Origin of the sequence: Paenarthrobacter sp. NPDC089307 (assembly GCF_040685055.1) — a bacterium.
Classification (GTDB): domain Bacteria; phylum Actinomycetota; class Actinomycetes; order Actinomycetales; family Micrococcaceae; genus Arthrobacter.
Genome location: NZ_JBFBHE010000006.1, coordinates 328,076 through 354,414, shown reverse-complemented (window position 1 = coordinate 354,414; position 26,339 = coordinate 328,076). Strand labels below are relative to the sequence as shown.

Below are 26,339 nucleotides of genomic sequence, written 5' to 3'. Positions count from 1 at the left end.
TTAGGCCGAGCGCTCCACACAAAGTACCCTTGAAGACTGTGAAGGTACTCGTCATTGGCCCAGGCGGCCGCGAACACGCCATTGTCCGCTCTCTGCTTGAAGATCCCAACGTCTCCGAGGTCCACGCGGCCCCCGGCAACGCGGGCATCAGCAAACTCGTTCCCACGCACGCTATTGACGGGAACAACCCGGAAGCCGTGTCCGCCCTCGCCACCAAGCTGGGTGTTGACCTGGTAGTTGTCGGCCCAGAGGCGCCGCTGGCTGCCGGTGTTTCCGATGCCGTCCGCGAAGCCGGTATTCCGGTGTTCGGTCCCAGCAAGGAAGCAGCCCAGCTGGAAGCTTCCAAGGCGTTTGCCAAGCAGATCATGGCCGAAGCCAACGTTCCCACGGCCATGGCCCGGGTTGCTACCAACGCCGAAGAAGCCGCGGACGCCCTGGACACCTTCGGTGCACCGCACGTGGTCAAGGACGACGGCCTCGCAGCGGGCAAGGGCGTTGTGGTCACCAACGACCGGGAGGAAGCCCTGGCCCACGCGCAGGCCTGTTTCGACGCCGGTGGAACAGTGGTAATCGAGGAATTCCTGGATGGCCCCGAAGTTTCCCTGTTCGTCCTCTGCGATGGCCGCACCACGGTCCCGTTGTCCCCGGCGCAGGACTTCAAGCGCATCTTCGACAACGACGAAGGCCCCAACACCGGTGGCATGGGTGCTTACACTCCACTGGAATGGGCACCCGAAGGCCTGGTCCAGGAAGTCATCGACCGCGTTGCCCAGCCCACCGTGGACGAGATGGCCCGCCGCGGCACGCCCTTCATCGGCGTCCTGTACTGCGGCTTGGCCCTCACCTCGCGCGGCACGCGCGTCATCGAATTCAACGTCCGCTTCGGCGATCCCGAGACCCAGGCTGTGCTTGCCCGCCTCAAGACGCCGCTCGGCGCGCTGCTGCTGGCAGCTGCCAAGGGCGAACTGGACACCGCAGAAGAGCTGCGCTGGTCCAAGGACACGGCGGTCGCCGTCGTCGTTGCAGCCGAAAACTACCCGGACACACCCCGCACCGGCGATCGCATCCGTGGCCTGAAGAAGGTCGACGAGCTGGACGGCGTCCACGTGGTCCACGCCGGTACCAAGCTGGACGACGAAGGCAAGGTTGTCTCCGCCGGTGGCCGCGTCCTGGCGGTCGTGGCGCTCGGTTCGGATCTGGTGGAGGCCCGCGAAAAGGCGTACGACGGCGTCGAGCTGGTTCAGCTTGAAGGCTCACAGTTCCGTACGGATATCGCAGGCAAAGCCGCCCGCGGCGAAATCCGGGTGCCGTACACGGCAACCGGCACCATCCCGAAAGTGCAGGCCTGAGCATGACTGATTCCCTTCCCGCAGGCGGTTTCGAGACCGAGACCCTGGACCTTCCCGGCTGGACCCATGTCTATTCCGGCAAGGTCCGCGACCTCTACGTTCCGGCCGATGAAGCCATCACGGAGAAGATCGGCCAGGAGTGCGTGCTGGTTGTGGCCAGTGACCGCATCAGCGCCTACGACCACGTCCTCAGCAGCGAGATCCCGGACAAGGGCCGCGTTCTCACGCAGCTGAGCCTTTGGTGGTTCGAGCAGCTGGATGTGGAGCACCACGTGCTGGCCTCCACCGTTGAGGGCGGGGTGCCGTCCGAGGTTGAGGGCCGCGCCATGATCTGCAAGAAGCTGGACATGTTCCCGGTGGAATGCATCGCCCGCGGCTACCTGACGGGTTCTGGGCTGGCCGAGTACAAGGAATCCGGCACGGTCTGCGAGATCCCGCTGCCTGAGGGCCTGGTGGATGGTTCCCGTTTGGACCACGCCCTGTTCACGCCGTCGGCGAAGGCCGAGGTTGGCGAACACGACGTCAACATCACGTACGACGACGTGGTGGCGATGGTTGGCGATGACATCGCGGCCCGTCTTAGCGAGCTCACCTTGAAGATCTACACCCGCGCCGAGGAGATCGCCCGTGAACGCGGCATCATCCTGGCCGACACCAAGGTGGAGTTCGGTATCGACGCCGCCACTGGCGTGATCACCCTTGGCGACGAGGTCCTGACCCCGGACTCTTCACGGTTCTGGGACGCGTCCACGTACGCGCCGGGCAAGTCGCAGCCCTCGTATGACAAGCAGTACGTCCGTGACTGGCTGACCTCCGCCGAATCCGGCTGGGACAAATCTTCGGATACCCCGCCGCCTGCGCTTCCCGCCGACGTCGTGGACCGCACCCGTGCCCGCTATGTAGAGGCGTACGAGAAGCTGACGGGCCGCACCTTCGCGTAGCCCCACCCAACTGAGGGACAGTAAATGTTCCACTGAGCGCTCAGTGGAACATGTGCTGTCCCCCAGTTGGGTAATCAGGCTTCGGAGTGTTCCTTCGCGGCACGACGTTCGGCCAGGCGGATTTCCAGCACAGCGTCCATGGCTTGCTGGACGCGGTCCGACGCTCCGGCCGCACTGAAGTCGTGCTGGGCTTCTTCCAGGAACTTCAGCGCTTCTGACGCTTCTCCCGCGGCCTTCAACGACTTTCCGAGCAGCAGTGAGACTTCGCCGGCCGTGTGCCGTGCCAAGACCTTGCGGTCGGCGTGGATTTCGCGCAGCTTCTCGACGGCGGCCGGAATGTCACCGGTCAGGTACAGCCAGCGGGCGCGAATGAAAGCGACCTCCAGCTGGTCGGTCTTGTTGCCGCCCACGATGGACAGCGCGAGTTCGGCACGTTCAATGGCGGACAGGGTTTCCGGTTCCACGATGCCCGAGGACAGCCGGACCGCCGCGGAGGCCTTGTTGAAGCGAGCCCACAGTTCGATGTCGTTGGCGGGGGAGAGCAGTTTGGCGGCGCGTTCGTGGTGCTTGATGCCCTCCACGTAGTCGTGGCGCATGAAGGCCACGTTGCCCACCACCCACGCGACCTCGCCTGCCAGCTGCGACATGGAGTGTTCGTCCATGTGCTCGATCATCGCCAGGCAGTACTCCCAGGCCTCATCAAGCTTGCCGCTCTCGGCCAACGCACCGATCAGGGCGCGGTGCGCACCAATAATGAGGGTTGACCCCTTGGGCAGTTGCTCGCTCAGTTTTACTGCTTGCTTTGCATGCTCGACGGCGGTGGCCAGCTGGCCTTGGCCGTGACACACTGCGGCAAGCATCTGCCAGGCGCGCACCCCGAGGCCGGCGGATTCGGTGGCCATGGGGTGCTCCAGCAGGTGCTCAACGATCTGCTGGCATTCCTTCAGCTGGCCTTGCTTCATCACGCACTCGGCCTGCATGTAGGTCATGTTCCACCAGGCACTGTTGTTCTTGGCCTCAAGGGCAATCTGTGCAGCCGTGGCGGCGTGGCTTGCGGCGAGCTGGTAGTCGCGCAAATCCCATGCCTGCCGGGCGTAGAGGCCGGCCAAAACGTACTCGGCATCGCTCACTGAAACGGGTTGGCTCCACGCTTCCAAGGCTTTGGGGGCCAGTTCCAGGCGACGGGCGAGTTCTTCGATGACCTCTGCCGTGGGCTCACGGCGCCCGGTCTCAAGCAGCGAGATGTAGCTTGGCGAGTACAGGTTCTTGCCGAGCTCCGCCTGCGTTAACCCGCGTTCGAGCCGTTCGGCACGTAGTTTCTCGCCGAATCCGTTTCCCACGGGTCCCTCCTACAGGTGTCTTTTGACCAAAACCTTGACAGTCTCTGTGGAAAACATTTTACAATGTATGTCAACAGGGACCGCGCAATTTTCGTAACGAATCCGACTCGCATTGGGGTACATCATGTTCAAAAAAATCTTCGCGTCAGTGGCCTTGGCAGGCGCACTGACCGTCACGGTTGCGGCTCCCGCAGTCGTCTCTGCCGCGTCGGCAGTAGACTCCTCCACCGTAAGCGCCATTGGCAACTGGCCAGATCCTATGCGCATTGCGGCTCCGACCAAGTCAGTCGACACCACTTACACGCCAATGTCGATTGGCAACTGGCCGGATCCAATGTAAATCAATTGTAGTTAGTAAAACCCCGGGGTGTGACGAGCAGCCCCGGGGTTTTTCTTTGCCCTTGCTGTTGCATTCGTGACACCGCATTGATTTGGGCCACGATTAGCTGGATCACTTCTGCCGGCATTGCTCGTCCCCCGGATACCGCCATGTGGATGAGGGCCAGGAACTTGCCCCGGCCCGTGAAAGCCTAGTGATAGCGGCCCCCTGCGCAAACAGTCGGGGGAGTGGCTGTGGATAACTACGGCGAAGCGGCTGGGCTTAAACAAAAATGGCGCCGATTTCTCGACGCCATTTTCGTGTTTGGTCGGGATGACAGGATTTGAACCTGCGACCTCTTCGTCCCGAACGAAGCGCGCTACCAAGCTGCGCTACATCCCGATCCGCTGCGAAAGCAACTGTTCAAGGATAGCTGAATCGCTGCCGGATGCGAAATCGAGCATGCGGTGTCGGTGGTCACAGCAATCCCATGAGCCCCACGCAAAAGATAGCTACACCAGCGAATCCCGCCAAGCCCCATGCAACTGCGCGAAGCGTCCACCGCCACTGATCAGCTCAGCCGGCGTCCCGTCCTCCACGATGCGTCCGTCGTGGACCACCAGCACCCTGTCGGCTGTTTCCACAGTTGATAGGCGGTGGGCGATGATGATGGCCGTCCGGGCAGCGTTCCCGCCTGCGACTCCCTCCAGGAGATGAGCCAGTCCCTGCTGGACCATGCGCTCGGAAGGAATGTCCAGGGAGGACGTAGCTTCGTCCAGAATCAGGACCGCCGGTGCGGCAAGGAATGCCCGGGCAAAACCGATGAGTTGGCGCTGCCCGGAGGACACCCGTCCACCTCGCTTGTTGACGTCGGTGTCATAGCCCTCCGGCAGGCTCGTGATGAACTCGTGCGCACCCACCGCTACGGCGGCAGCTTCGATTTCGGCGCGGGAAGCCTCGGGGCGACCCAAAGCAATATTGTCAGCGACCGAACCGCTGAAGAGGAATGCCTCCTGGGTCACCATCACCACGGCGCGGCGGAGATCGGTCGTCGCCAGGTCCCGCAGGTCCACCCCATCCAGGGTGATGGCGCCGGACGTGACGTCGTAAAAACGCGCCACGAGCTTGGCCAGCGTGGACTTGCCGGCACCGGTCTGTCCCACCAGGGCGACTGTCTGCCCGGCAGGAATGTGCAGGTCAAGTGTGGGAACAACCAACTGGCCGTCGCTGTAGCCAAACTCCACGCCCTTGAAGTCGATCTCCCCACGGGAACTCTTCAGCGGCACGGGGTTTTTCGGTGGGCGGACCGTGGGAACTTCTTCCAGCAGTCCTGACACCTTCTCCAGTGCAGCCTGGGCACTCTGGAAGGAGTTGTAGAACATGGCCATCTGGTCAACCGGCTGGAAGAAGCGCTTGGTGGAGAGGATCAGTGCCAGGAGCACACCCACGGCGAGGTCACCGCTGAGCACCCGAAAGCCGCCGAACAGCAGGACCACGGCCACACAGACGTTGCCGATCAAGACCAGGCCCGGCTGGAAGATACCGTTCAGGTTGATGGAGCGGACAGTGTTCTTGCGATAGTCCTCGGCCAACTCCCCATACCGGGCGGCGTTTTCACGTTCCTTGCGGAAGGCCTTCACGGCGCGGATCCCGGTCATGGTTTCCACAAAATGGACAATCAGTCGAGCTGACACCACTCGGGACTCCCGGAACGCGATCTGCGAGTGCTTCTGGTACCAACGCGCCAGGAAGAACATGGGAACGCCGGCCGCAAGCATGATCAGGCCGCTCCGCCAATCCAAGGCAAACACCGTGAAGGCCGTAAACAGCATGAACAGCATTCCGGAAGCCAGGGAACTCACGCCGGAATCCAACAGCTCGCGCAAAGCCTCAAGGTCAGAGGTTTGCCGGGCAATGATGCGGCCCGAGGTGTACTTCTCATGGAACTCCAGGCTCAGGCGCTGGGTGTGCCGGAAGACCCGCAGCCGCAGGTCCAGGAGCATGGCTTGGCTGAGCCTGGCTGTGGAGGTCACATACAGAGCGGTCATTCCAGCCGTAGCAAAAGCGGCGGCCAAGTAGAGGGAACCCGCCAACACCAGCGGCCCGTTGTCACCGGACTGAAGGGCCGGCAGTGCGTGGTCGATGCCGAACGCAATCAGCGCCGGCCCCGCAACACGGGTGAGCTGCGAAACAACCACCATCACGATCGTCAGCCAAAAACGCAACCGCACCGGGCGGATCAGCGAGGCAAGCAAGGCGAGCGACCGGCGTCGTACGGCTTTGCTGTCTGCTTTGCTGAGGAGGGTGTTGTCCTCGTTGGCGGTCCCAAATGTTGTGGCGCTCACCGGCGGGCCTCCTCAGCTTCTTCGAGTTCATCCAGTTCCGTATCCAGGTCCTTCGGACCGGCGTCCAGGCTGGCGATGACGTAACGGTAGTGGTCGTTTCCGGTCAACAATTCCGTATGGGTTCCGACGGCGGTGATGGTTCCGTTTTCGAGCAACGCCACCCGGTCCGCCAAAGCCACTGTGGAGGGACGGTGCGCCACGATCAGGGTAGTGGTCTCGCGGAGGACCTCGCGCAAGCGGGCTTCCACACGTTCCTCGGTGTTCACGTCCAAAGCGGAGAGGGGATCGTCCAGGACCAGGACCTTAGGCTGAGCGGCGATGGCGCGGGCCAAGGCAATGCGCTGCCTCTGGCCGCCGGACAGACTCAGGCCTTCCTCGCCGATCAGCGTGTCCACGCCGTCGGGCAGGGAGTAGGCGAACTGTGCCTGCGCCACATCCAGAGCCTCATCCAAGGCAGCGTCACTGGGATCCGGAGCGCCCAAAAGGACGTTGTCCCGCACCGAACTGGAGAACAGCGTGGTGTCTTCGAACGCCACGGCAACGATCCTGCGGAGTTCATCGATGTCGTAATCGCGGACGTCCACGCCGTCGATGGTCACTGCACCGGCGGTGACGTCGTAGAGTCGGGGGACCAGCTGCAGCAGAGCGCTCTTGCCGCTGCCGGTGATGCCCACCAAGGCCATGGTCTCGCCGGGGCGGATGTCCAAGGTGACGTCGTGCAGGAGGGTGCCTCCGTCGTCGAAACCGAAACCTGCTTGTTCAAAGCGCAAGGCGCCCTTCACGGTTTCCGGAACCACGGCCTCGTCCGGCGAAGTGATGGTGTTCTCGGTGTCCATGACCTCGAAGTGACGATCCAGGGCGGTCTTGGCTGTGAGCGCCATGGCCAGGAGCATGCCGGAGAATTCAACCGGCGTGGCCACCACCGCGGCAGTCGCGAAGAAGGCCACCAACGCGCCGATGCTGAGCTGACCACTCGCGGCGAGCATGACGCCAACCACCAGCCCAACACCCAACGCGAGCTCCGGCAGAAGGGTGACCACCAATGTGAAACCCGCCTGCTGTTTTGCCTTGGCGATCTCAGTTTGGCGCAGTTCCTCGGCTTGGCCGTTGAAGTTCTCCAGTGCCTCCCGGCTGCGTCCGAACGCCTTCAGGACGCGAATGCCGTGGACGGATTCCTCCACTGTGGTGGCGAGGTCGCCGGCTTGGTCCTGGCTGAGCCTGGTGACAAGGCTGAAGCGTCGACGAAACCGGAAGGAGTTGATCATGATCGGCACGGCCGCGGCCAGGAAGATGAGCGCCAGCTGCCAGCTCATGGAAAACATGACCCCGACGCCGATAATCACCGTCAGCGTCGTAACCACCAGCATGATCGCGCCGAACGCCATCCAACGACGCAGGAAGCTCAGGTCAGTCATGGCCCGCGAAAGCAACTGGCCCGATCCCCAGCGATCATGGAACGCCACCGTGAGTTCCTGCAGGTGCCCGTAAAGGGTCACGCGCATGCGGGTCTCCACCGTGGTCGCGGGGTTGATGACGAACTGGCGGCGCAAGGCCACCAGCCCGGCCTCGGCAACACCCAAAGCAAGGATCACGACGGCGGCAATCCAGACTGCGTCAGTGGAACCGCCGGGCTGCAAAGAGTTGTTGACCAAAACCCGCAAGACCTGCGGGATGGTGAGCGCAACAATGCTGGCAAGCAAGGCGCAGATCAGGCCCATGAAAAGGCGGGGGAGTATTGGCCGCACGTGAGGGTACAGGCGGCCGACGGAGGTGAAAAATGACGTTTGCTTGGACATGCCCGCTTCTCAACAGCTGGATCTTCAGATGGTGCGGAGGTAGTTTCCCGTAGCAACTACCCTATGCCATGGCGTGATTCGTTTCACAGGACTACGCAGTGCCGGTGAAATGTTTGACCCAGTTATTGAGGTTCGTAATGCTGGCAGCGGTTCAGTTGCGCGGCGTGAGCGTCAGCAGCACAGCTTCCGGGCGGCAGGCGATGCGGACCGGGGCGAAGCGTGAGGTGCCGATGCCGCCCGAGACGTTCACCGGCGTCGTGAATCCATCGCTTTCCCAATCGTGGAGGCCCTTGGCGCGCCACGTGGGGAGGTCGCAATTGGAGACCAAAGCGCCGTAGCCGGGGATGCAGATCTGGCCGCCGTGGGTGTGCCCGGCGATGATCAGGTCTGCGCCCGCCTCGGTGAAGTGGTCGAGCACCCGCTGGTACGGAGCGTGGATCACGGCGACTTTCAGGTGAGGCCGGGCGTCCTGGTTCACGGTGCCGCGGGGCCAGTCGGCGTAGCGTTCGCGTCCCAAATGGGGATCGTCAACGCCCGAGAAATCGAAGCGCAGGCCGTTGAGCACCACCGATTGGGCGCGGTTGGTGAGGTCGATCCAGCCACTCATACCGAAGGCCGAGCGGAGCTTGGGCCAGTCGAGCTGGAGCGGTTCCTTCTTGGGTTTAGACGGACCACGGAAGTAACCCGCAGGGTTCTTGATCCGTGGAGCGTAGTAGTCGTTTGATCCCGGAACGAAGACGCCGGGGAACTCCATCAAGGGCTTCAAAGCCTGAATGAGGGGATCAATGGCCTTGGTGTGGCTCAAGTTGTCGCCCGTGTTCACCACGAGATCCGGCTTGAGATCAGCCAGGGACTGCAACCACTGGGTCTTCTTCAGCTGTCCGGGAACAAAGTGGATGTCGCTCAGGTGCAGCACGCGAAAGGGCGCCGAGCCCTCGGGGAGGATCGGCAACGTTTCGTGGCGGACCCCGAACTGGTCCTTCTCCCACCAACCGTAGGCGGCAGCCGCCGTGCCTGCGGTTGCACCCAAGGCAGCAGTGACGGCAAAACCGCGCCCGAAAGAACGGACGCGGTCTGCCAGTGATTCAGGGAACGTCACTCTTAGTCCTTGCCAGGGGTGTCGCCACTGTTTCCGTTGCCATTACCGTTGTTGCCGGTTCCGGTGGACGGAGCCGGGTTCGGTGCCTGCTTCGGTGCGGACGGCGTGGTGTTCGACGGCGTGTTGTTGCGTTGCGGTGCCGGCGCACCCGTCAGGTTGGACGGCGGCTGCTGGAACGGGTTGGTCCCGTAAGCCGGTGCGACAGCCAGCATGTAGTTGGTGAACTGCGGGCCGGCGATCATGTAACCGTCGATGGACGGGTAGAAGTTACCGTTGACGGTGATGTTGCGTCCGTAGCGAGACTGGTTTCCCAACGGGTCTCCGAACCAGGATGCTGTCGCCAAACCAGTCGTGTAGCCAACAACCCAGGTGGAGCCATTTGAGTCGTTCGTGCCTGTTTTGGCAGCTACCGGGAAGTTGTTCTTTGTTGAAAGGGATGGCCTGATCAGCGAACCGGAGCCTGAATTCAGCACCTCCTGCATCGCGTATGCCACGCCGCGGGCAACCTCGGGCTTCACGGCATCCTTGCAGCTTGAGGACTGCGCGGGCAGATCTGCGCCAGATTGGTCCTTCACCGAGGTGATGGCAATTGGCGCACAGTATTTGCCATCGGCAGCGAAAGTCGCGAAAGCGGTAGCCATGGTCAAAGGTGCCGTCTGGGTTGAACCGATCAGGTTGGCCAAGCGTGTCATGGGAACCTGGGGGTTCGGATCCGTGACCTTGCCCTTGTCGTCGCGAGCTGGAAGTCCCCCATGGATGCCAGTGGCATCCACGATCCCCTGGATACCACAGAGGTCAAGTTGCGCCGCTGAGGCAAATGTCGCGGTGTTGATGGAGTTCTTGAGCCCATACAGGACCGTCATGTTTCGGTAGTAGCCCACATCGGAGTTTTGAAGGTCGAAACTGCCCGGGACATTGGCGTCATAGAACCCGTCGGTCGGCGTGGGGCAGGTATTTCTCCAGGGGAAATTCTGCGGATAGTTCCGCCTGGAGGCGTTAATTACCGTCTCCATCGACTTCCCCTCGTTCAACCACTCGGCGAACGTGAAGGGCTTCATCGTCGAACCAGGCTGGAATCCACCGATGCCGTTGAGGTCGTTGCCGTTGGCGTCAAGGACGTCCACGTTGAAGTTCTGGGTCTGATCGAACTTGCCCTCTTGAGGGAGCCACACCGTGTTCTGAGCCATGCTGACGATCTGTCCCGTGCCCGGCTGGACGGAGACGATCGAAGCGCCCCACTTGTCCGGGTTGGCACCTGCCGTGGCGTCAACCTGCTGCTGGGCCACGTTCTGGGCAGTCGGATCAAGGGTGGTCTGGATGGTCAGGCCGCCGCGCATAACGCGCTTTTCGCGCTCCTCCGTGGTGTCACCGTATGCCGGGTTGTTCAGCAGGAGATGGAGAACGTAGTCGCAGAAGTACGGAGCCATGGTGGCGTAGGCGCAACCCTGGCGGGCCGGGGTCACCTTGGTGGTCACGGGCGTGGCGACGGCTTCGTCGTGCTGGGCCTGGGTGATTTTCTTCTGGGCCAACATGGCGTTGAGCACCAGGTCGCGGCGCACCTTTGAGTTGTCCGGGTTGGTGATCGGATCAAAGGCCGACGGGCTGTTCACCAGGCCAGCCAGCAGGGCGGCCTGGGGGAGCGTCAGGTCTTTGGCGGTGGTGCTGAAGAAGAACTTGGACGCAGCTTCAATCCCGTAGGCATCGCGGTTGAAGAAGACGATGTTGAGGTAGCCCTCAAGGATCTGCTCCTTGGAGAATTTCTTCTCCAGTGCGATCGCCAGCTTCATTTCGCGGAGCTTGTCGCCCACGCCCTTGTTAACACCGTTGAGGAGGACGTCGTCGCCCTTGCCGGAGGCCACCAGTGACTCGTTGATGACGTTGTTAACGTACTGCTGGGTGATGGTGGAGGCGCCCTGCTTGTTGCCGCGGGCGGTGCTCACCAGTGCTCGCATGATGCCGGTGGTGTCGATTCCGCCGTGCTCATAAAAACGGCTGTCCTCGATTGAGATGACAGCGTCCTTGATGAACGGGCTCATGGAATCCAGCGGAACCTTGGTCCGGTTCTCCGCATAAATCGAGGCGATCGGCGAACCGTCCTTCGCCAGAATCGTTGTGTTCTGGCTGGGCGGATCCACCTGCAGCTCCGCCGGAAGAGTGTCAAAGAACTGGATGGAACCACTAGCGGCACTGCCCGAGACGGCCGCAGCAGGGACAAGAAGTCCCGCCACCAGGACGCCACAGATCGCACTCACGCCAAGGAAACCTAAAATCTTTCCGAGGGTGGTGGCAGTATCGAATATGGGGTTCTTGCGAGTCACCATGTTTTCCAGTTTACCGGCAAGGGCTAGGCTTTCTGTCATGACCAAATGGGAGTACGCCACGATTCCGCTCATTATTCACGCCACCAAGCAGATCCTGGACCAGTGGGGCGAGGACGGCTGGGAGCTTGTCCAGGTTGTCGGTGGCCCCGATGGCAAAGGCCTTGTCGCATACCTTAAGAGGGAGAAGCAGTAACCATGACCACCCCCGCAGAAACCACGTCTCCCGCGGAATCCGGCGCCCCCACGTCGGCCGTTGAGCAGCGTCTCGCTGAGCTCGGACTGACCCTTCCCGAGGTCGCCGCTCCCGTTGCTGCTTATGTCCCCGCTGTCGTCTCCGGCAACTACGTTTACACGTCCGGACAGCTGCCCTTTATTAACGGCAAACTCGAAGCAACGGGCAAGGTCTCGTTGGGCGAGTTGGGCGCGTCGGACGAAGCCACTGTTGATCCCGAAGAAGCCAAGCGCTACGCCGCAGTATGCGCCATCAACGCCCTGGCAGCCGTCAAGAGCGTGATCGGCGATCTCGACCGCGTTACCCGCATCGTCAAGGTTGTCGGATTTGTATCCTCCGAGCCCACCTTCACCGGTCAGCCGGGCGTCATCAACGGTGCGTCCGAACTTCTCGGCCAGGTATTTGGCGACGCCGGCATCCACGCACGTTCCGCCGTCGGCGTTTCTGTCCTGCCCCTCGACTCTCCCGTAGAGGTCGAGCTCATTGCTGAATTCAGCTAAGGAACCGGTTCACCCAAGTGCCGCAGCTTGCCCGTCGCCTTTTTGTACTGCCTCCCGAACTCGAAGGGGCAGCACAAAACTGGCTTGAGCTCGGCGAGCGGACCCCCAGGGCCGCCCGCTACGCCTCATCAGTTGTCCTCTTGCGCGATTCGCCCTCCGGCTTGGAAACCTGGCTTGGCTACAGGCCCGGTTCCTCGCCGTTGGGCGTCGTGGCGTTCCCCGGCGGGTCCCTGGACCCTTCCGACGACGACCCCGTCGGTTGGGTGGGCCCCTCACCCCAGCATTGGGCTGAGCAGATGGGAACGGACGACGTCGGACTTGCCCGCCGTCACGTTGTGGGCGCCATACGCGAACTCTTCGAGGAAACGGGCGTCCTCCTGGCAGGTCCCGACGCTTCCTCCACAGTGGAGGCCAACTCAACAGTGGACTGGATGCGCGCCCGTGAAGCCGTGGCCGCACAGGAGAAATCGTTCACGGAGATGCTGGGCAAGCGTGGGCTTTCCCTGCGCACTGACTTGCTGAAACCACTGGTTAACTGGCTCAGCCCGGACTTTGCCCACACGCGGTTCAACACCCGCTACTTCGCTGCCACGGTTCCGGTGAACCAGCAGCCGAGCATCCTTGGCAGCAAGGGTGTTTGGGGCCGCTGGGTGTCCGCGGCAGAGGCAATTGAACTCCGGGAAACGTCCGCGTTGGGCGACGAGATAGGCCAGCCGAACACCGTGGGACTGACGCTCGGACAACTCTTGGTGCCCGGCTCTGAAATCATGCTCGAGAAAATGGCGCACGCCAACGGCTGCATCGCGTACCTGAGCTACAAGCGCAAAGCGCACGTCTATCAGCCCAAACTCGTGGATGAGGGCGGAATCCTGATGCTCGAGGTCGAGGCTGCCCGGACTGTCGCAGGAGAGCCCCAGCGCGATCGCTGACCCTCGCTCACATCCCGCGTGCTTGAGCCGATCGCTCGTTCACATCCCGCATGCTTGAGCCGAACCCTCGCTCATTGAGCAACAAAAAAGCCGCCCCGGTCAACACCGGGGCGGCTTTTTTGACCGCTTTAGCGCGAACGCTGGCGGAGACGCTGCATGTCCAGGATGACGACGGCGCGTGCTTCCAACCGCAGCCAACCACGCTGAACGAATTCAGCAAGTGCCTTGTTGACGGTCTCGCGGGAAGCACCCACCAGCTGGGCCAGTTCTTCCTGGGTGAGCTCGTGTGCAACCAGGACACCATCGGTGGCCGGACGGCCGAAGCGGTCAGCCAGGTCCAGCAGGGCCTTGGCTACTCGGCCGGGCACGTCGGAGAAGACGAGGTCGGAGAGGGAGTCGTTGGTGCGGCGGAGTCGGCGGGCCAGTGCCTGCAGCAGCTGCGCGGAGACCTCGGGGCGCGTGCGGAGCAGGGCGTTGAGGCTTTCGTTCTTCAGGCCGGCAAGGCGGGTTTCGGAGACGGCGGTAGCCGTCGCAGTACGCGGGCTGGGGTCGAACAACGCCATCTCGCCGAAGAGTTCGCCCGGGCCGAGGATGGCCAGCAGGGATTCGCGGCCGTCGGGGGAGGTGCGGCCGAGCTTCACCTTGCCGGAAACGATGAAGTAGAGCTGGTCACCCTGGTCGCCTTCGCGGAACACGGAAGCTCCACGTGAAAGGTCCACCTCTGTGAGTTCGTCCGTCAGCAGGCGGAATGCGTCGTCGTCAAGGGTGGCGAAGAGGGGTGCGCGGCGCAATACCTCGATGTCCATGAAATCTCCTGAATATAAGTTTCGGTCGTGGCGCTCCAGCCATTGTTTCAGAATTTTTGAGCTTCTGTGACGTACTTGGCACGTGAAACGCTGAAACGGCGGGGGTTTCAGGTGTCCGAAGCCCTAAACATCGGCTTGAAAGGGTGTCTGGTTGTCATAACCGAAGTGATGTGACTAACGGTTGGCTGTCAGGGTCCACAACTACAATTGGCGCTACCCGGCTATGAGGAGCATTGGTGTTTGGCTTGACGATATTGGATTTGGCATTGATTTTGATGCTCCTGTCCTACCTGATCTACGGCCTGCGCAACGGCTTCATGGTCACCTTGGGCGGAATTGCAGGGTTCGTCGTGGGTGCCATCGCTGCATTTATCGCGGTGCCGCTCGTCAGCAACTGGGTGACCAACAGTGGTTGGAGGCTGGCCGCCACAGTGGGCGCCGCCGTCGTTCTTATCGCCTTGGGTCATGGGCTCGGCACCATGATCGGCCGCAAGATCCGCCATGCGGTGCGGATCAAGCCGCTGCACGCGGCAGACCGGCTGATCGGTGGCGTAGTGAGCGTGGTTGTTGCCGCGTTGGTGATGTCCATGCTGGCATTCAGTATCAGTTCATTGGGCGTCCCTTTCGTGTCCCAGCAATTGGCTGAATCCCGCGTCATCAGGTACATCGACAACATCACGCCCACGCCAGTCAAAAGCACCATGGCACAGCTGAGGTCCACCGTGATCGGCGACGGCATTCCAAAGCTCATCGAGGGCATCGGTCCCGTCACGCCTGTGCCTGCTCCCAATGCGTCCACGGATACCCCTGCGTTGAACCAGGCCGCGAATTCCGTCCTGAAGATTGCCGGTACAGCCTTTGAGTGCGGCCAGAACCAGACCGGATCCGGATTTGTTGTTTCGCCCGGGCGCGTCGTGACCAATGCGCACGTCGTGGCGGGTGTGTCGCAGCCCGTTGTGGAAATTCCCGACGGCGGTGCGTTGCCGGGTCGCGTTGTCTACTTCGACCCCCAGCGGGACATTGCTGTCCTGGCAGTGGACGGACTGAAGTCCAGCCCGCTGCCGCTGAGCTCCGACCTGCCTGACGGAAGTCCCGCAGCCTTTGCCGGCTATCCGCATGGCGGTCCGTTCCAGTCCAAACCCGCAACCGTGCAGGGGATTTCACCCATCCTGGTGCCGGATATCTACGGCAACAACCCTTCTCCGGAACTGGTGTACAAGCTGGCCGGCGACGTTCAGCCCGGAAACTCCGGTGGGCCATTGCTGACGATGCAAGGCCAGGTAGCCGGCTTGATTTTCGCCAAGACAACCACGGACGCGGCCCTTGGGTTCGCCCTGACCATGACTGACCTGGAACCGGTGGCTTCGCAGGCGCCGGGCCTGAGCGATCAAGTCTCCGCTGGGCAGTGCACACGCAAATAGCGGACCCTCTCTCACATTATGGGCGTTTTTCCAGATCGCTCGTTCACCTGATGGGCGCAATTCCCGCACCCTCTCTCACCGCTATAGATTGGGAGCCATGACTGAAGCCACCCCCGCCACCGAAGCCGGTCGCGGCACCATCCTTGTGATCAACGGACCCAACCTCAACCTCTTGGGCACACGTGAGCCGGAGAAGTACGGAACGTCCACGCTGGCCGACGTCGAGCAACTCGCCATAACGGCGGCGTCGGCCCATGGCTTTACCGTGGATTGCGTCCAGTCCAACCACGAAGGCGACCTCGTGGACGCCATCCATGCCGCGCGCGGTACTGCTGCGGGAATTGTCATCAACGCCGGCGCCTACACCCACACCTCAGTGGCACTGCGTGACGCCCTGGCCGCTGTCCAGCTGCCCGCCGTCGAGGTCCATATTACGAATGTGCACCAGCGCGAAGAGTTCCGTCACCACTCGTACCTCTCGGGAGTGTGCAATGCGATCATCGTCGGCGCGGGAGTGCTCGGGTACAAGCTCGCGATCGACTACTTGGCCGACGTCGCCTGACGCCGATGTGAGCGAGGGTTCCCGGGAAGCCCTTGGGATGTGATGGAGGGTTCCCGGGAAGCCCTTGGGATGTGAGCGAGGGTCAGAGTGCCGTGAGCCGCAGCAGGATGGCGTGCTCCGGGTTCAGGACGGGCAGGGGAAGGCCAACCTCACCCAGGAACTGTCCGCTTGCCTCCGCTCCCGATGCCAGCCAGGGTGCAGGCTTGGCCTCGATGAATGTGTGCCCGTAGTCGGCGTCGTCCGGGGTCGGGAAGAGGAGCTCCACGCGGTAGGAACGCTTCGACTCCAGCCCCGGCAGCGCCACCCGGCCCACTTGCTCGGCGAAGCCAGTTTTCGTCTTGACCACGGCGAAAAGCGCGGCCGTGGCACCTGCCGGAGTGCCGCCGTCGTGAGCCGAAGCCACTACGCCATGCACCATCAATGACTCGTCCGGAACGTCGGCACGCACCATCCGTTCGCTGTGGATCAGCCCGCGATGCTCCTTGTACAGCGCGATGAACCGCTTGAGTTCCTCGCGCTCAGCCCCGGTGACAGAGCGGACGTCCCACTCCATCCCGAAGTGACCGAACAGGGCGGTGATGGCGCGGAACGAGAGGTCGTGGGTGCGGCCAGTGGTGTGGGACGTGCCCGGACCTATATGCGCCCCCACGAGCTCCGGCGGAACCACCAGGCCGGTCCAGCGCTGGATGGTCTGCCGCTCCAGGGCATCATTGCAGTCCGAAGCCCAGATCCGGTCGGTCCGCTCCAGGATTCCCAGGTCAACGCGTGCCCCACCCGAGGAGCAGCTCTCGATCTCAACGCCTGGATGCGCCGTCCGCAACGCATCGAAAAGCCGGTAAGCCGCCAACGTCTGCGCATGCACCGATGACCGGCCCGCGTGACCGTGCTCCAGGAGGTCGCGATTCTGGTCCCATTTGAGGTAGCTGATGTCGTTTTCCCGCAGGAGAGCGTCGATCCGGTCGAAAACATACCGCCAAGCGTCCGGATTCACAAGGTCGATGACATGCTGCTGCCGCCATTCGAGCGGGAGCCGCCCGCCATCCTTGTGCGAGAGCGCGGACGGACCCACGATCCACTCGGGATGCTCCCGGGCGACGTCCGAGTCGAGGTTGACCATTTCCGGCTCCACCCACAGCCCGAACTCCATGCCACGGCTGGTCACCGCTTCGATCAAGGGGGTCAGACCGTTAGGCCAGAGAGCCTGGTCAACGTACCAGTCACCCAGGCCCGCGTTGTCCGATCGGCGTCCGCGGAACCAGCCGTCGTCCAGGACGAACCGTTCGACGCCAAGGTCCCCGGCGGACCTGGCCAATTCGACCAGGTTCTCCAGGTTGTGGTCGAAATACACAGCCTCCCAGGTGTTGAGGACTACTGGACGCGGCTTCGCAGCGACGTCCACATGGTGCGGACGGGAACGGAACCAGCTGTAAAAGGCCTCGCTGACGCCGTCCAGGCCACGATCGGAATAGGCGGCAAACAGTGCTGGAGTCGTGTAACTTTCACCGGGTTGCAGAACCACTTCCGCCGGCCCGAGCAGCTCCGAGCCGCCCACCATGGTCCGGCCATCGGCAACACTGTCCGCAAACTGTTCGTGATTGCCGCTCCAGGCCAGATGCGTGGCCCACACTTTCCCGTGCCGGTTGCCGAAACCGGCAGTCCCAGCCGCGAGCAGCAGGGACGAATCATGCCCTGTGCGTCCATGCCGTCCGGTGCGGACCCACGTTCCCTGCTGGATCGCCCGCCGCTGCGGATGCCGCTCACGGCACCAGCGCCCCGTCAGGTCCAAAAGTTCGACGGCGTCGGGCGCCACCGGCAGCATGGTGGCCAACTCATCCACCTGGAAAGGCGTCGTGCCCTCGTTGGTTACAGTGTGCCGCAGCTCCAAAAGCCCGCCCGGGTGCAAGGTGAGGTTGCTCGTGACGGTTATACCGGCGTCGGGATCCGACTGAAGCACGACGGCGGTACTGCCGTCCGTCGTCGCACCCACCACGCGCAGGCGAATGGAGAAGTCGAAGCCGGCTACGCCGTCGACGACGCGGTGGCCGCGAAGTCCCGGCCGTCCCTGCCATGAGGACGACGCCTGGGGGAGGAGTCCGGCGGGAACGTTGGCATCGATCGACGACGGCGGGATGGGCTCGTTGAGGATGGCCAGGTCCGGCAGGGTATCGCCCAGATCTGCTCCCCAGTGGGTTATCTCAGCCTCTCCACGGTGGGTGCTGATCACCAGGCTGGTACCTGCGGAACGGAGATGGAGCGGGTGCATGTGTGACGTCTCTTTCGAAAAGTGGGGTGGTTGGCGTGTTGGAGGACTACTTGAACAGGTTGTTGACTTGTTCGTTGGCCTCGGTCAGGGAGGACGCGGGCTTCTTGCCCGAGAGCACAGCATCCATGGCCGGCTTCATGATGCCGTCAACCTTGGCTGCCTTGTCCGCGATCGGGAAGAGGAAAGTAGTGCCGTCCTTCACGTGGGTGGTGAAAGCTGAAACGTCGGTTCCCTTGTCAGCGAAGGCCTTGGCAGCGAGGTCCGAAGAGCTGGCGATGGCGGGGAAGACCACGGCCTTGCTGGCCACAACGTCCTGGCAGGCAGTGGAGCCGAGGTATTCCACCCATTTGATGCTGGCCGCGGGGTTTTTGGTGCCGGCCCAGATCGAGTCGGCCAGACCGTTGAACATGGATGCGCGCTGGCCGTTGGGACCCTTGGGCGTGGGCGCAAAGGCGGTTTCGATGCCCTTGTAGGTCTTGTACTGTCCGATCAGCCAGTCGCCGTTGCTGTTGATGGCTGCCTTCCCGGCGCCGAAGCTGTCCGGCATGCTGGCACCCACTGTGGTTTCCAGCTTGGGCATGTAGCCCTTGTCCACCAAGCCGGCCCACCAGGCGATGGTCTCCTGGAAGCGGGGGTCGTCGTAGTTGAATTTGCTGCCCCAGGGGTTTTTGTCGGTGACGGTCCAGCCAGTGGTTGCCGTGAGGAAGCTCCACTCGGTCTGGCCCTGCCCGGAGCCGCTGCCCGTGAGCCCCAGGCCGTAGGTGGCTACGTTGTTCTTGTCGAAACCTGGCTCGTCTCCGCGCTTGCCGTTCTTGTCCACGGTCAGGTGGGCAATGGTCTTCTCGTAGGTGCCGCCGTCCTTCGGGTTCCACTCGAGCGATGCCATCTGCTCGGCGGTGATGCCTGCGGCGTCCGTCATGGCTTTGTTGTAGAACAGGCCCACGGTGTCCCAGTCCTTGGGCAGGCCGTAGCGTTTGCCGTCCTGGCCCACCCAGAGTTCGGGGAGGCCCTTGGTGTATTGATCGAGCTTGATGCCGTCCTTCTCCACGGCTTCGTCCAACGGCAGCAGTTGCTTCTTGGCCGCATATTCCGGGTACTTGGACAGGTGGTCCGTGAAGACGTCCGGCGCTGTTCCGGCAACGAAGCCGTTGGTCAGCGTGGTCCAGTAGTCGTCCCAGCCGCGTTGGGTGATCTTGACCTTGATGTCCGGGTTGGCCTTGGTGAAATCGTCCGCGCATTGTTGGTAGGCAGGGAGCTGGTTGGCGTCCCAGAGCCAGTAGTTGATCTCGCCTTTGGCTTCGGTGGATCCGGCACTGGAACCTCCGCAGGCGGACATGGTCAGGGTGATGGCGGCGGCAGCAGCGGCGACACCGAGGAACTTCTTCATGGGGAACCTTTCAGGAACTTTCAGGGGATGCGGGCTATTTGATTCCGGAGAATCCGATGGAGTTGACTACCTTCTTGCCGAAGGCGATGAACAACAGGAAGATCGGCAAAGCGGCCACCAAGGTCCCGGCCATCAGGCCGGTCCAGTCGATGGCTCCCTGCGGTGATTGGGATTTGAAGACGCTCAGCCCCACGGTGAGGACCCGGACGTTCTCGTCCTGGCCCACCAGCAGCGGCCAGAAGTATTCGTTCCACTGACCGATAAAGGTCAGCAGCGCCAGGGTGGCGATGGGGGCTGCGGCGTTGGGAAGCACAATCTGGAAGAAGATGCGCAGGTGCTTGGCGCCGTCGAGCATTGCGGCTTCCTCAACCTCGCGGGACATGCCCAGGAAGAACTGGCGCAGGAAGAAGATGGCAAAAGGGGTCATGAACAGGAACGGCAGGGACATGCCGGCCATGGTGTTGAGCAGGCCGAGGTTCTTGATCATGAGGAAGTTCGGCAGGGCGGTGAAGATCGGCGGGACCATCATGGTGGTCAGGAACACCGCGAACACCTTGTTGCGGCCAGGCCAGCGCAGCCTTGCGAAGGCGTAGGCCGCCATGGCGCTGAAGAACACTTGGCCGGTGGTGGTGATCGTGGCGAAAAGGACGGAGTTGCGCAGGTACAGCCAGAAGTTGATTGCTGCCCCGGAGCCGCCGTCGGCGATCGCTTCTTCGGTGCTTTGCAGGCCCAAGACGCGCTTGAAGGCGTTCCAGCTGAAGTCGGCAGGCAGGAGGTTCCCGGCGTTGGAGGCCAGCGCGCTGTTGCTGGACAGCGCGGTGCGCAGCATCCAGAGGAAGGGAGCCACAGTGACGGCGACGGCGACGGCGACCAGCACCCAGGCGCCGATGCGTCGCCAGTTGAGGGGCTTCTTGAGGGAGAGGTTTGAGGGAGTCATTGTGTTGTCCTTGGTCCAGCCCGGCTTAGTCCAGGTCCGATTCGTTGCCCTTGAGGAACTTCATCTGCAGGAAGGCCACCAGGGCGAGGATGACGAACAGGATCACTGCCAATGCTGAGGCGTAGCCGAAATCCGACTCGCCGAAGGCTTTTTGGTAGATGTACATCTGGATCACGCGGGAAGCGTTGACGGGTCCTCCGTTGGTGGTGACTGCAACGGTGTCGAAGACCTGGAAGGAGCCGATCACGGTCACTACGAGCACCAGCACCAGCACGGGGCGGAGCAGCGGCATGGTGACGCTCCAGAACGTCCGTGTGGGGGACGCGCCGTCGAGGTTTGCTACCTCGTAGAGGTGGTTGGGGATGGCTTGCAGGCCGGCGAAGATCAGCAGCGCGGTGTAGCCCATGTGCCGCCACACGTTCACGAACGCGATGGTGGGGATGGCCCATTGTTCGCTCCCGAAGAAGGCGACGCGGGGGAGGCCCATCCAGCTCATGATCTCGTTGACGATGCCCAGCTGGTAGTCGAGCATCCAGAACCAGAGCAGGGCCACGATGACGTTCGCCACCAGAAACGGAAGCAACAGTGCGCCGCGGATGAAGGTGGACTTGGCCACACGGTGCATCAGCAACGCCAGGCCGAGCGCGATGACGGTCTGGAAACCGATGTTCAGCGCCACGTATTGAAGCGTGACGCCCATGGCGTTCCAGAACAGCTCGTCGGCGAAAATCGCTGTGTAGTTCTTGATCCCGATCCAGGTGGGCTCACCCAGGATGCTGTACTCGGTGAAGCTGAGGTAGACGCCCCGGACGGTGGGGATCAGGAAGAACGCCACGAAACCGATCATGGCCGGGAAAATGAAGAAGAGGGCTATTTTCAGGTCGCCCATGCGGTTGGTGAGGCTGCGCTTGGCTGGCTTGGTCTCTGGCCCGTTGGCTTTTCGTGAGCGTTCTGATGCGCTCCCCGGATGCCTGGTTAGCGTGGTCATCGTCGACCCTTTCTTGGGAGTGATGCGGGTAACAACTGGTGGCGAATCTACACGAGTAGATTTGAGCTTGGCAAGAGTTGGCGGAAACTTTTGAGGGAATTTGTTCTTAAATGTTGCTTCTGTTGACTCGTGTAGATGCGGCTGCGAGACTCATTCGTACGTGCCATACGACATATCAGCGGCTGCCACCGGCGGCCCAGGAAAGGTAAACGATGACGTTTTCGATTGGCGTTGTGGGCGCTGGCCAGTTCGGCAGCCAGTTCGCCCACCTCTTCAAGCTGCACCCGGGTGTCAGCGAGGTCTACGCGGTGGACGAACTCCCTGAACGCGCTGCCGCAGCGCAGGAGCGCTGGGGCCTGCACGGCACCATTGCTTCGTTCGAGGAGTTGTTGGAGTCCGACGTCGATGCTGTCGCCATCTTTACGCAGCGGTGGACCCACGGCCCCTTGGTCGAGCGGGCCCTGCGGGCCGGAAAACACGTATACTCCGCAGTGCCGATGGCGATCTCCGAAGAGGAGATCGAGCGGATCATTGAGGCTGTCCGCGAAACCAAGCTGGTCTACGCGATGGGCGAGACCAGCTACTACAACCCCGCTACGGTTTTCGCCCGGCAACAGCACGAGGCCGGGAAATTCGGCCGGATCTTCTACACCGAAGGCGACTACGTCCACGACATGGACCTGGGCTTCTACGAGGCCTACCAGTACAGCGGCGGGGACCGCTGGAAGGAAACCGCCAGCTACCCGCCCATGCTCTACCCCACCCACGCCATCGGTGGAGTGCTCGGAGCAGTGCCCGGCCACGCCGTGAGCGTAAGCTGCATCGGGGTCAAGGACCAGCGGGGCGACGGCGTCTTCGACAAAGACGTCAGCATGTTCGGCAACGATTTCTCCAACGCCACCGCCCTGTTCGAAATGAACGACGGCGGTGCCATGCGCACCAACGAGATGCGCCGCGTGGGTTACCCGTCCCACATCCGGGAGTCGCGCTTCCGCTTCTTCGGCACAGACGCCAGTTTTGAACAACTCGCCACCACCACCGTGTGGCAGGACAAATCGTCCGTGCACGACGTGTCGGACCAAGTGGAAACAAAGCCGACCATGTCCGCCGACGATCCCTCATTGGCGGACGTGGCCCCCGAACTCCGGGACGCCTTCATCTCAGGACTGGCTCCCGTGCACGACCAGTCCCGCCTGCCGGAGGAGTACCTGGGGGCGCCCAACGGGCATGAGGGTAGCCATCAGTTCCTGGTGGACGACTTCGTGACGGCCGTGAACAACCGCACCCTTCCCCCGGTGAATGCATGGGTGGCTGCCCGGTTTACCCTTCCCGGCATCGTGGCCCACCAGTCCGCGCTTCGGGGCGGGGAGCGCCTTCCCATCCGCGACTTCGGTGATGCTCCCGTGGAGTAGCTAGCATTTACCCCATGACAACAGCAGCAGTACAAACCCCGCGCGGTCCGGTTACACGCAAAGACGTGGCCCGGTACGCCGGGGTGAGTACCGCCGTCGTCAGTTATGTGGTGAACGGTGGGCCAAAGAACGTGGCCCCGGCAACCGAAGCGAAGGTCCGCGACGCCATCCGCATTCTCGGGTACCGGCCGAACGCGGCGGCACGGGCGCTGAAGCTGGGTTCCAGCGAAACCATCGGTGTTGTGGTGCCGGACAATACCAACCCGTTCTTCACCCAGCTTGCCCACGCGGTGGAAGACGCCGCGGCGGAACTGGGGTTCGGCATGGTGCTCACCAACTCGGACGGCAGCCTGACCCGTGAACGCAAGAACATCCGAACGCTCGCTGCCCGGCAGGTGGACGGGGTGTTCCTGGCCAGTTGCGTGTTCGATCCCGACGTCACCGAACTGGAAGCCTCGGAAATCCCGGCCGTCCTGTTGAACAACGCAGGATCCCCGCCCGGTTTCAACAGCGTGGGGGTGGACCTGGAGGCCGGTGCGCGGGCTGCCGTGGAGCACCTGATCGGCCACGGCCACACCAACATCGGCCTGGCGATCGGAACCAACACAGGGAACCAGCTGGACGGGCGCGAGGTCGGCTGGCTCGCCGCCCTGCGGGAGGCCGGACTGCCGGACGGTCCCATGCTGCACGGGCCCTTCAGCCGTCCCGGCGGCTACGAGGTAGGCAAGCGGTTCCTGTCCATGGCGAACCGGCCGACGGCGATCTTCGCCAGTAATGACATGCAAGCCATCGGTATTCTCCGGGCGCTCCACGAGGCAGGCGTCCGAGTTCCCGAGGAACTGGCGTTGGTTTCCTTCGATGGCTCCCTGGACTCGGAATACAGCTGGCCGGCGCTCACCACGGTTGCCCAGCCGGTCAAGGCCATGGCCCAGGCGGCCGTCACGGCTCTGGTGGGCAAGGGGCGTGGAGAGGAACTCCAACACCAGATCCTGCCCACCGAACTCATCATCCGGCAGTCCTGCGGCTGCAAATAGCCCCGCCGAGGTGGCATTTAATGACAGTGTTGACGTCCAACATTGCCACTTAATGCCAACTCGCGGAGCTATTGGACGCGAACGACGGCGGCTCCCGGGCTAGGAGTCCACGCTCGCGTAGCGCTCGGGACGGGCCAGCACCTGGCCGATCTGCCCGGTCCCGGCGGCCACGGCCAGCCGGACCAGCAGGAACCCGGCCGCGAATACCCCGGCGATGGTCAGGAGCACCACGGGCTGGGTCAACAGCGCGGCGCCCGTCAACGGCAGGACCAACACAGCCGCAGCAGCTGCCGAGATTCCAGCCACCAGGAACAGCGGCGACATCACGGCCTTCACCCGCGCAGCGACCATGAGCTTCCGCGGCATTCCCACCCGGTCCAGGGCCACCAGCGTCGAGGCCCGGTCCAGCACCGCCGCGGCTTGGTTCACGCCGGCTGAACACGCCACCATCAGGAACGAGCCCAGCAACGTGATCATCACACCGGTGTTGATGTCACGCACCAGGAGCGTGGCTTCGGAATCACCGCCGGTGCCCATCGTGTCCGCTACCGCCATGCCCACACCCACGAAGACTCCCACAAAACTGGTCATCGCGACGCCCCCAACTTGACGCCACGATTCCTTGGGACTCTCCAGCACGGTGCGTGCCGCCAACAGTTGCTCCGGTGTCCTGGCCCTCTTGAGCTGCGAGGACGCCCTCAACCGCAGGATCCACGGGCCCATGAGGTTCAACGCGAGCAACGCCAGGCCAAAGCAGCCACCCATTACGGCGATGATCACAATGAACGCACCAAAGCTGCTCAGCATCCCCATCGCAACCACTCCGACGACCACCACCACAGCCGCGATGAGTCCCCGAACCCAATGGGCGCCGTCGGCCGCTTGCCTGGTCCTGACACCCAGCGGCGTCACCACAACCTTCCGCAGTCCAAGCGCCGCGCTCGTTGCCGCAAGGAGGCAGACCGCCAGGATGCAGCCCAGGATGGAGGGAACGGACAACCATGCGTGGCTGCCGATTGCCTGGCCCCGGAACTGGATCAAACCCAGGAACGGAGCCGCGCACGCGTACAGCCCGGCGCCCGCCACAGCTCCCACAGCAGCCAGGACTGTGGACTCAATAACGGTCATCCAGACCACGGTGGCGCTGTTGGCGCCCAGCAGGCGCAAGGATGCCAAGCGGTCATCACGACGCCGGGCGGCCAGGCGCGCGGCAGAGGCGCCGAGCGTCAGCAGCGGGATGACGAGCAAGACCATCGCGACGACGGCCAGGGCCTGGTAGGTGCCTGCGATGTCGTCGGTCCAGGACCAGAACACCTGGGAGCCACCCGCGACGGTGAGCAGCAGCGCGGTCACGGTGCCGAAAGCCAGGATGGGCAACCCGGCGTCGCGGAGTCCGGTTTCCCGGAGGCTGCTCCCGCTCCGGGCCAGGTAGGGCGTGAGCCGGAGGGCCATGGTGAGGCTAGACATTGAAGGCACCTTTGAAATTGTTGGCAGCGGGGGCGGAGGCGGGCACGGCGTTCGTGGCGGCGGGCGATGCGGAGGCGGGCACCGCTCCCGCACTGTCCGCCACGATCCTGCCGTCCCGAAGCTCCACAACACGCTGGCAGCGGGCGGCCACCTGGGGATCGTGCGTGACCACCAGGAGCGTCCGCCCGTTGGCGGCCACAGAATGCAGCAAAACGTCCAGGACTTCAGTGGAAGTGGCCGAATCCAGGGCACCCGTTGGCTCGTCGGCAAAGACAACCCGGGCGCCTGTCACCTGGGCCCGGGCGATGGCCACGCGCTGCACTTGGCCTCCGGAAACTTCCCCCAGCCTGCGCTGTTCCATGCCTGCCAAACCCAGGGCACCGAGCCATTCCGCGGCCCGGGACTCGGACGTGGACCGGTCAGTGCCGTTCAACATGAGTGCCAAGGCAACGTTCTCCACGGCAGTCAGTTCCGGCAGCAGCATGCCCTGCTGGAACACGAAACCGAACTCTTCACGGCGCAGGCGGGAGAGCGCTGCGTCCCCCAAGCTGTCCAGGCGCAGTGGTGCCGACGGAGTGTTCAAGGTGATGGCGCCGTCGTCGGGCCTCAAAATCCCGGCGAGGCAATGCAGGAGAGTCGTCTTGCCGGAACCCGACGGACCGATGATTGCAATGGATTCTCCGGCGTTCGCGGTGAAGTCGACGCGGTCAAGGGCGATGCTGCCGGGGTAGTGCTTGGTGAGTTGCTGAGCGTGGAGGATGGCGTTCATATATCCAGCATCTCCAAAGGCCCCAGCCAGCGGCGTCCAACCAGTGGCTGAACTCTGCGGCCAGCCCTCCACCCGCGGTATGAGACCCACTGAGTCGCAGTTGAGGCCGTTCTGAGCGCTGG

The 26,339-nt window shown here is 63.0% G+C and carries 22 protein-coding genes and 1 tRNA gene; 10 read left to right on the top strand and 13 right to left on the bottom strand.

Annotated elements, in window-relative coordinates:
- Nucleotides 1–38: 38 nt before the first annotated feature.
- Together purD and AB0N72_RS17025 are read left to right on the top strand one after the other, a co-directional pair.
- Entirely contained in the window at nucleotides 39–1,349 is a 1,311-nt protein-coding gene (purD, locus tag AB0N72_RS17030) for a phosphoribosylamine--glycine ligase (protein WP_363933297.1), read from the top strand.
- A gap of 2 nt (nucleotides 1,350–1,351) precedes the next feature.
- The gene (locus tag AB0N72_RS17025) at nucleotides 1,352–2,290 is read left to right on the top strand and encodes a phosphoribosylaminoimidazolesuccinocarboxamide synthase (protein WP_363932689.1); all 939 of its coding nucleotides are present in this window, start codon (nucleotides 1,352–1,354) and stop codon (nucleotides 2,288–2,290) included.
- 74 nt (nucleotides 2,291–2,364) lie between these two features.
- Here the strand turns inward: AB0N72_RS17025 and AB0N72_RS17020 are convergent, their stop codons facing one another.
- Nucleotides 2,365–3,630 carry a helix-turn-helix transcriptional regulator gene (locus AB0N72_RS17020; protein ID WP_281452518.1) on the bottom strand — a complete coding sequence of 422 codons (1,266 nt, stop codon included), beginning with the start codon at nucleotides 3,628–3,630 and terminating at the stop codon, nucleotides 2,365–2,367.
- 124 nt (nucleotides 3,631–3,754) lie between these two features.
- On the opposite strand from AB0N72_RS17020, the gene AB0N72_RS17015 reads away from it, so the two are divergent.
- The gene (locus AB0N72_RS17015; protein WP_363932692.1) at nucleotides 3,755–3,970 is read left to right on the top strand and encodes a hypothetical protein; all 216 of its coding nucleotides are present in this window, start codon (nucleotides 3,755–3,757) and stop codon (nucleotides 3,968–3,970) included.
- A gap of 304 nt (nucleotides 3,971–4,274) precedes the next feature.
- Here the strand turns inward: AB0N72_RS17015 and AB0N72_RS17010 are convergent.
- The 5 genes from AB0N72_RS17010 to AB0N72_RS16990 form a co-directional block, all read right to left on the bottom strand.
- Nucleotides 4,275–4,351 (bottom strand) — tRNA-Pro (locus AB0N72_RS17010).
- A 110-nt stretch (nucleotides 4,352–4,461) separates the two neighbouring features.
- Complete coding sequence (locus AB0N72_RS17005) at nucleotides 4,462–6,294, bottom strand: ABC transporter ATP-binding protein (RefSeq protein WP_363932694.1); 1,833 nt, start codon at nucleotides 6,292–6,294, stop codon at nucleotides 4,462–4,464.
- Complete coding sequence (locus tag AB0N72_RS17000; protein WP_363932697.1) at nucleotides 6,291–8,090, bottom strand: ABC transporter ATP-binding protein; 1,800 nt, start codon at nucleotides 8,088–8,090, stop codon at nucleotides 6,291–6,293. Before AB0N72_RS17000 ends, AB0N72_RS17005 begins: the two co-directional genes overlap by 4 nt.
- Before the next feature lie 151 nt (nucleotides 8,091–8,241).
- Nucleotides 8,242–9,189 carry a metallophosphoesterase gene (locus tag AB0N72_RS16995; protein ID WP_363932699.1) on the bottom strand — a complete coding sequence of 316 codons (948 nt, stop codon included), beginning with the start codon at nucleotides 9,187–9,189 and terminating at the stop codon, nucleotides 8,242–8,244.
- A 2-nt stretch (nucleotides 9,190–9,191) separates the two neighbouring features.
- Entirely contained in the window at nucleotides 9,192–11,549 is a 2,358-nt protein-coding gene (locus AB0N72_RS16990; protein ID WP_364081343.1) for a transglycosylase domain-containing protein, read from the bottom strand.
- On the opposite strand from AB0N72_RS16990, the gene AB0N72_RS16985 reads away from it, so the two are divergent.
- The 3 genes from AB0N72_RS16985 to AB0N72_RS16975 are packed head-to-tail and all read left to right on the top strand — an operon-like array spanning nucleotide 11,548 to nucleotide 13,171.
- Entirely contained in the window at nucleotides 11,548–11,703 is a 156-nt protein-coding gene (locus tag AB0N72_RS16985) for a DUF4177 domain-containing protein (RefSeq protein WP_011775990.1), read from the top strand. The two genes, AB0N72_RS16990 and AB0N72_RS16985, sit on opposite strands and share 2 nt — an antisense overlap.
- 2 nt (nucleotides 11,704–11,705) lie before the next feature.
- Nucleotides 11,706–12,242, top strand: coding sequence for a RidA family protein (locus AB0N72_RS16980; RefSeq protein WP_018777050.1), 537 nt, complete (start codon nucleotides 11,706–11,708; stop codon nucleotides 12,240–12,242).
- 17 nt (nucleotides 12,243–12,259) lie between these two features.
- Complete coding sequence (locus AB0N72_RS16975; RefSeq protein ID WP_363932704.1) at nucleotides 12,260–13,171, top strand: NUDIX hydrolase; 912 nt, start codon at nucleotides 12,260–12,262, stop codon at nucleotides 13,169–13,171.
- Nucleotides 13,172–13,299: 128 nt separating this feature from the next.
- Here the strand turns inward: AB0N72_RS16975 and AB0N72_RS16970 are convergent, their stop codons facing one another.
- Nucleotides 13,300–13,977 carry a Crp/Fnr family transcriptional regulator gene (locus tag AB0N72_RS16970; RefSeq protein ID WP_011775987.1) on the bottom strand — a complete coding sequence of 226 codons (678 nt, stop codon included), beginning with the start codon at nucleotides 13,975–13,977 and terminating at the stop codon, nucleotides 13,300–13,302.
- Nucleotides 13,978–14,213: 236 nt separating this feature from the next.
- Here AB0N72_RS16970 and AB0N72_RS16965 point away from each other — a divergent pair, with 236 nt between their 5' ends.
- Together AB0N72_RS16965 and aroQ are read left to right on the top strand one after the other, a co-directional pair.
- Nucleotides 14,214–15,398, top strand: coding sequence for a MarP family serine protease (locus AB0N72_RS16965; RefSeq protein ID WP_363932708.1), 1,185 nt, complete (start codon nucleotides 14,214–14,216; stop codon nucleotides 15,396–15,398).
- A gap of 97 nt (nucleotides 15,399–15,495) precedes the next feature.
- Complete coding sequence (gene aroQ, locus AB0N72_RS16960) at nucleotides 15,496–15,960, top strand: type II 3-dehydroquinate dehydratase (RefSeq protein WP_363932711.1); 465 nt, start codon at nucleotides 15,496–15,498, stop codon at nucleotides 15,958–15,960.
- 82 nt (nucleotides 15,961–16,042) lie between these two features.
- Here the strand turns inward: aroQ and AB0N72_RS16955 are convergent, their stop codons facing one another.
- From AB0N72_RS16955 to AB0N72_RS16940, 4 genes are read right to left on the bottom strand one after another with little or no spacing between them, the layout of a single operon-like run.
- Nucleotides 16,043–18,223, bottom strand: coding sequence for an alpha-galactosidase (locus AB0N72_RS16955; protein ID WP_363932714.1), 2,181 nt, complete (start codon nucleotides 18,221–18,223; stop codon nucleotides 16,043–16,045).
- Between the two features lie 46 nt (nucleotides 18,224–18,269).
- On the bottom strand, nucleotides 18,270–19,610 hold the full coding sequence (locus AB0N72_RS16950) for a sugar ABC transporter substrate-binding protein (protein ID WP_363932716.1): 1,341 nt from the start codon (nucleotides 19,608–19,610) through the stop codon (nucleotides 18,270–18,272).
- Nucleotides 19,611–19,644: 34 nt separating this feature from the next.
- Entirely contained in the window at nucleotides 19,645–20,547 is a 903-nt protein-coding gene (locus AB0N72_RS16945) for a carbohydrate ABC transporter permease (protein WP_363932717.1), read from the bottom strand.
- A gap of 25 nt (nucleotides 20,548–20,572) precedes the next feature.
- Entirely contained in the window at nucleotides 20,573–21,535 is a 963-nt protein-coding gene (locus AB0N72_RS16940) for a sugar ABC transporter permease (protein WP_363932720.1), read from the bottom strand.
- A 212-nt stretch (nucleotides 21,536–21,747) separates the two neighbouring features.
- Here AB0N72_RS16940 and AB0N72_RS16935 point away from each other — a divergent pair, with 212 nt between their 5' ends.
- On the top strand, nucleotides 21,748–22,947 hold the full coding sequence (locus tag AB0N72_RS16935) for a Gfo/Idh/MocA family oxidoreductase (RefSeq protein ID WP_363932722.1): 1,200 nt from the start codon (nucleotides 21,748–21,750) through the stop codon (nucleotides 22,945–22,947).
- Nucleotides 22,948–22,961: 14 nt separating this feature from the next.
- A complete protein-coding gene (locus tag AB0N72_RS16930; protein ID WP_363932724.1) occupies nucleotides 22,962–23,981 on the top strand; it encodes a LacI family DNA-binding transcriptional regulator in 1,020 nt (339 codons plus the stop codon).
- Nucleotides 23,982–24,080: 99 nt separating this feature from the next.
- On the opposite strand, the gene AB0N72_RS16925 is transcribed toward AB0N72_RS16930, so the two are convergent.
- Together AB0N72_RS16925 and AB0N72_RS16920 are read right to left on the bottom strand one after the other, a co-directional pair.
- Nucleotides 24,081–25,433 carry an FtsX-like permease family protein gene (locus AB0N72_RS16925; RefSeq protein ID WP_363933299.1) on the bottom strand — a complete coding sequence of 451 codons (1,353 nt, stop codon included), beginning with the start codon at nucleotides 25,431–25,433 and terminating at the stop codon, nucleotides 24,081–24,083.
- 7 nt (nucleotides 25,434–25,440) lie between these two features.
- Nucleotides 25,441–26,217 (bottom strand): ABC transporter ATP-binding protein, encoded by a 777-nt coding sequence (locus tag AB0N72_RS16920; protein WP_363932725.1) that lies wholly within the window; start codon nucleotides 26,215–26,217, stop codon nucleotides 25,441–25,443.
- Nucleotides 26,218–26,339: the final 122 nt, after the last annotated feature.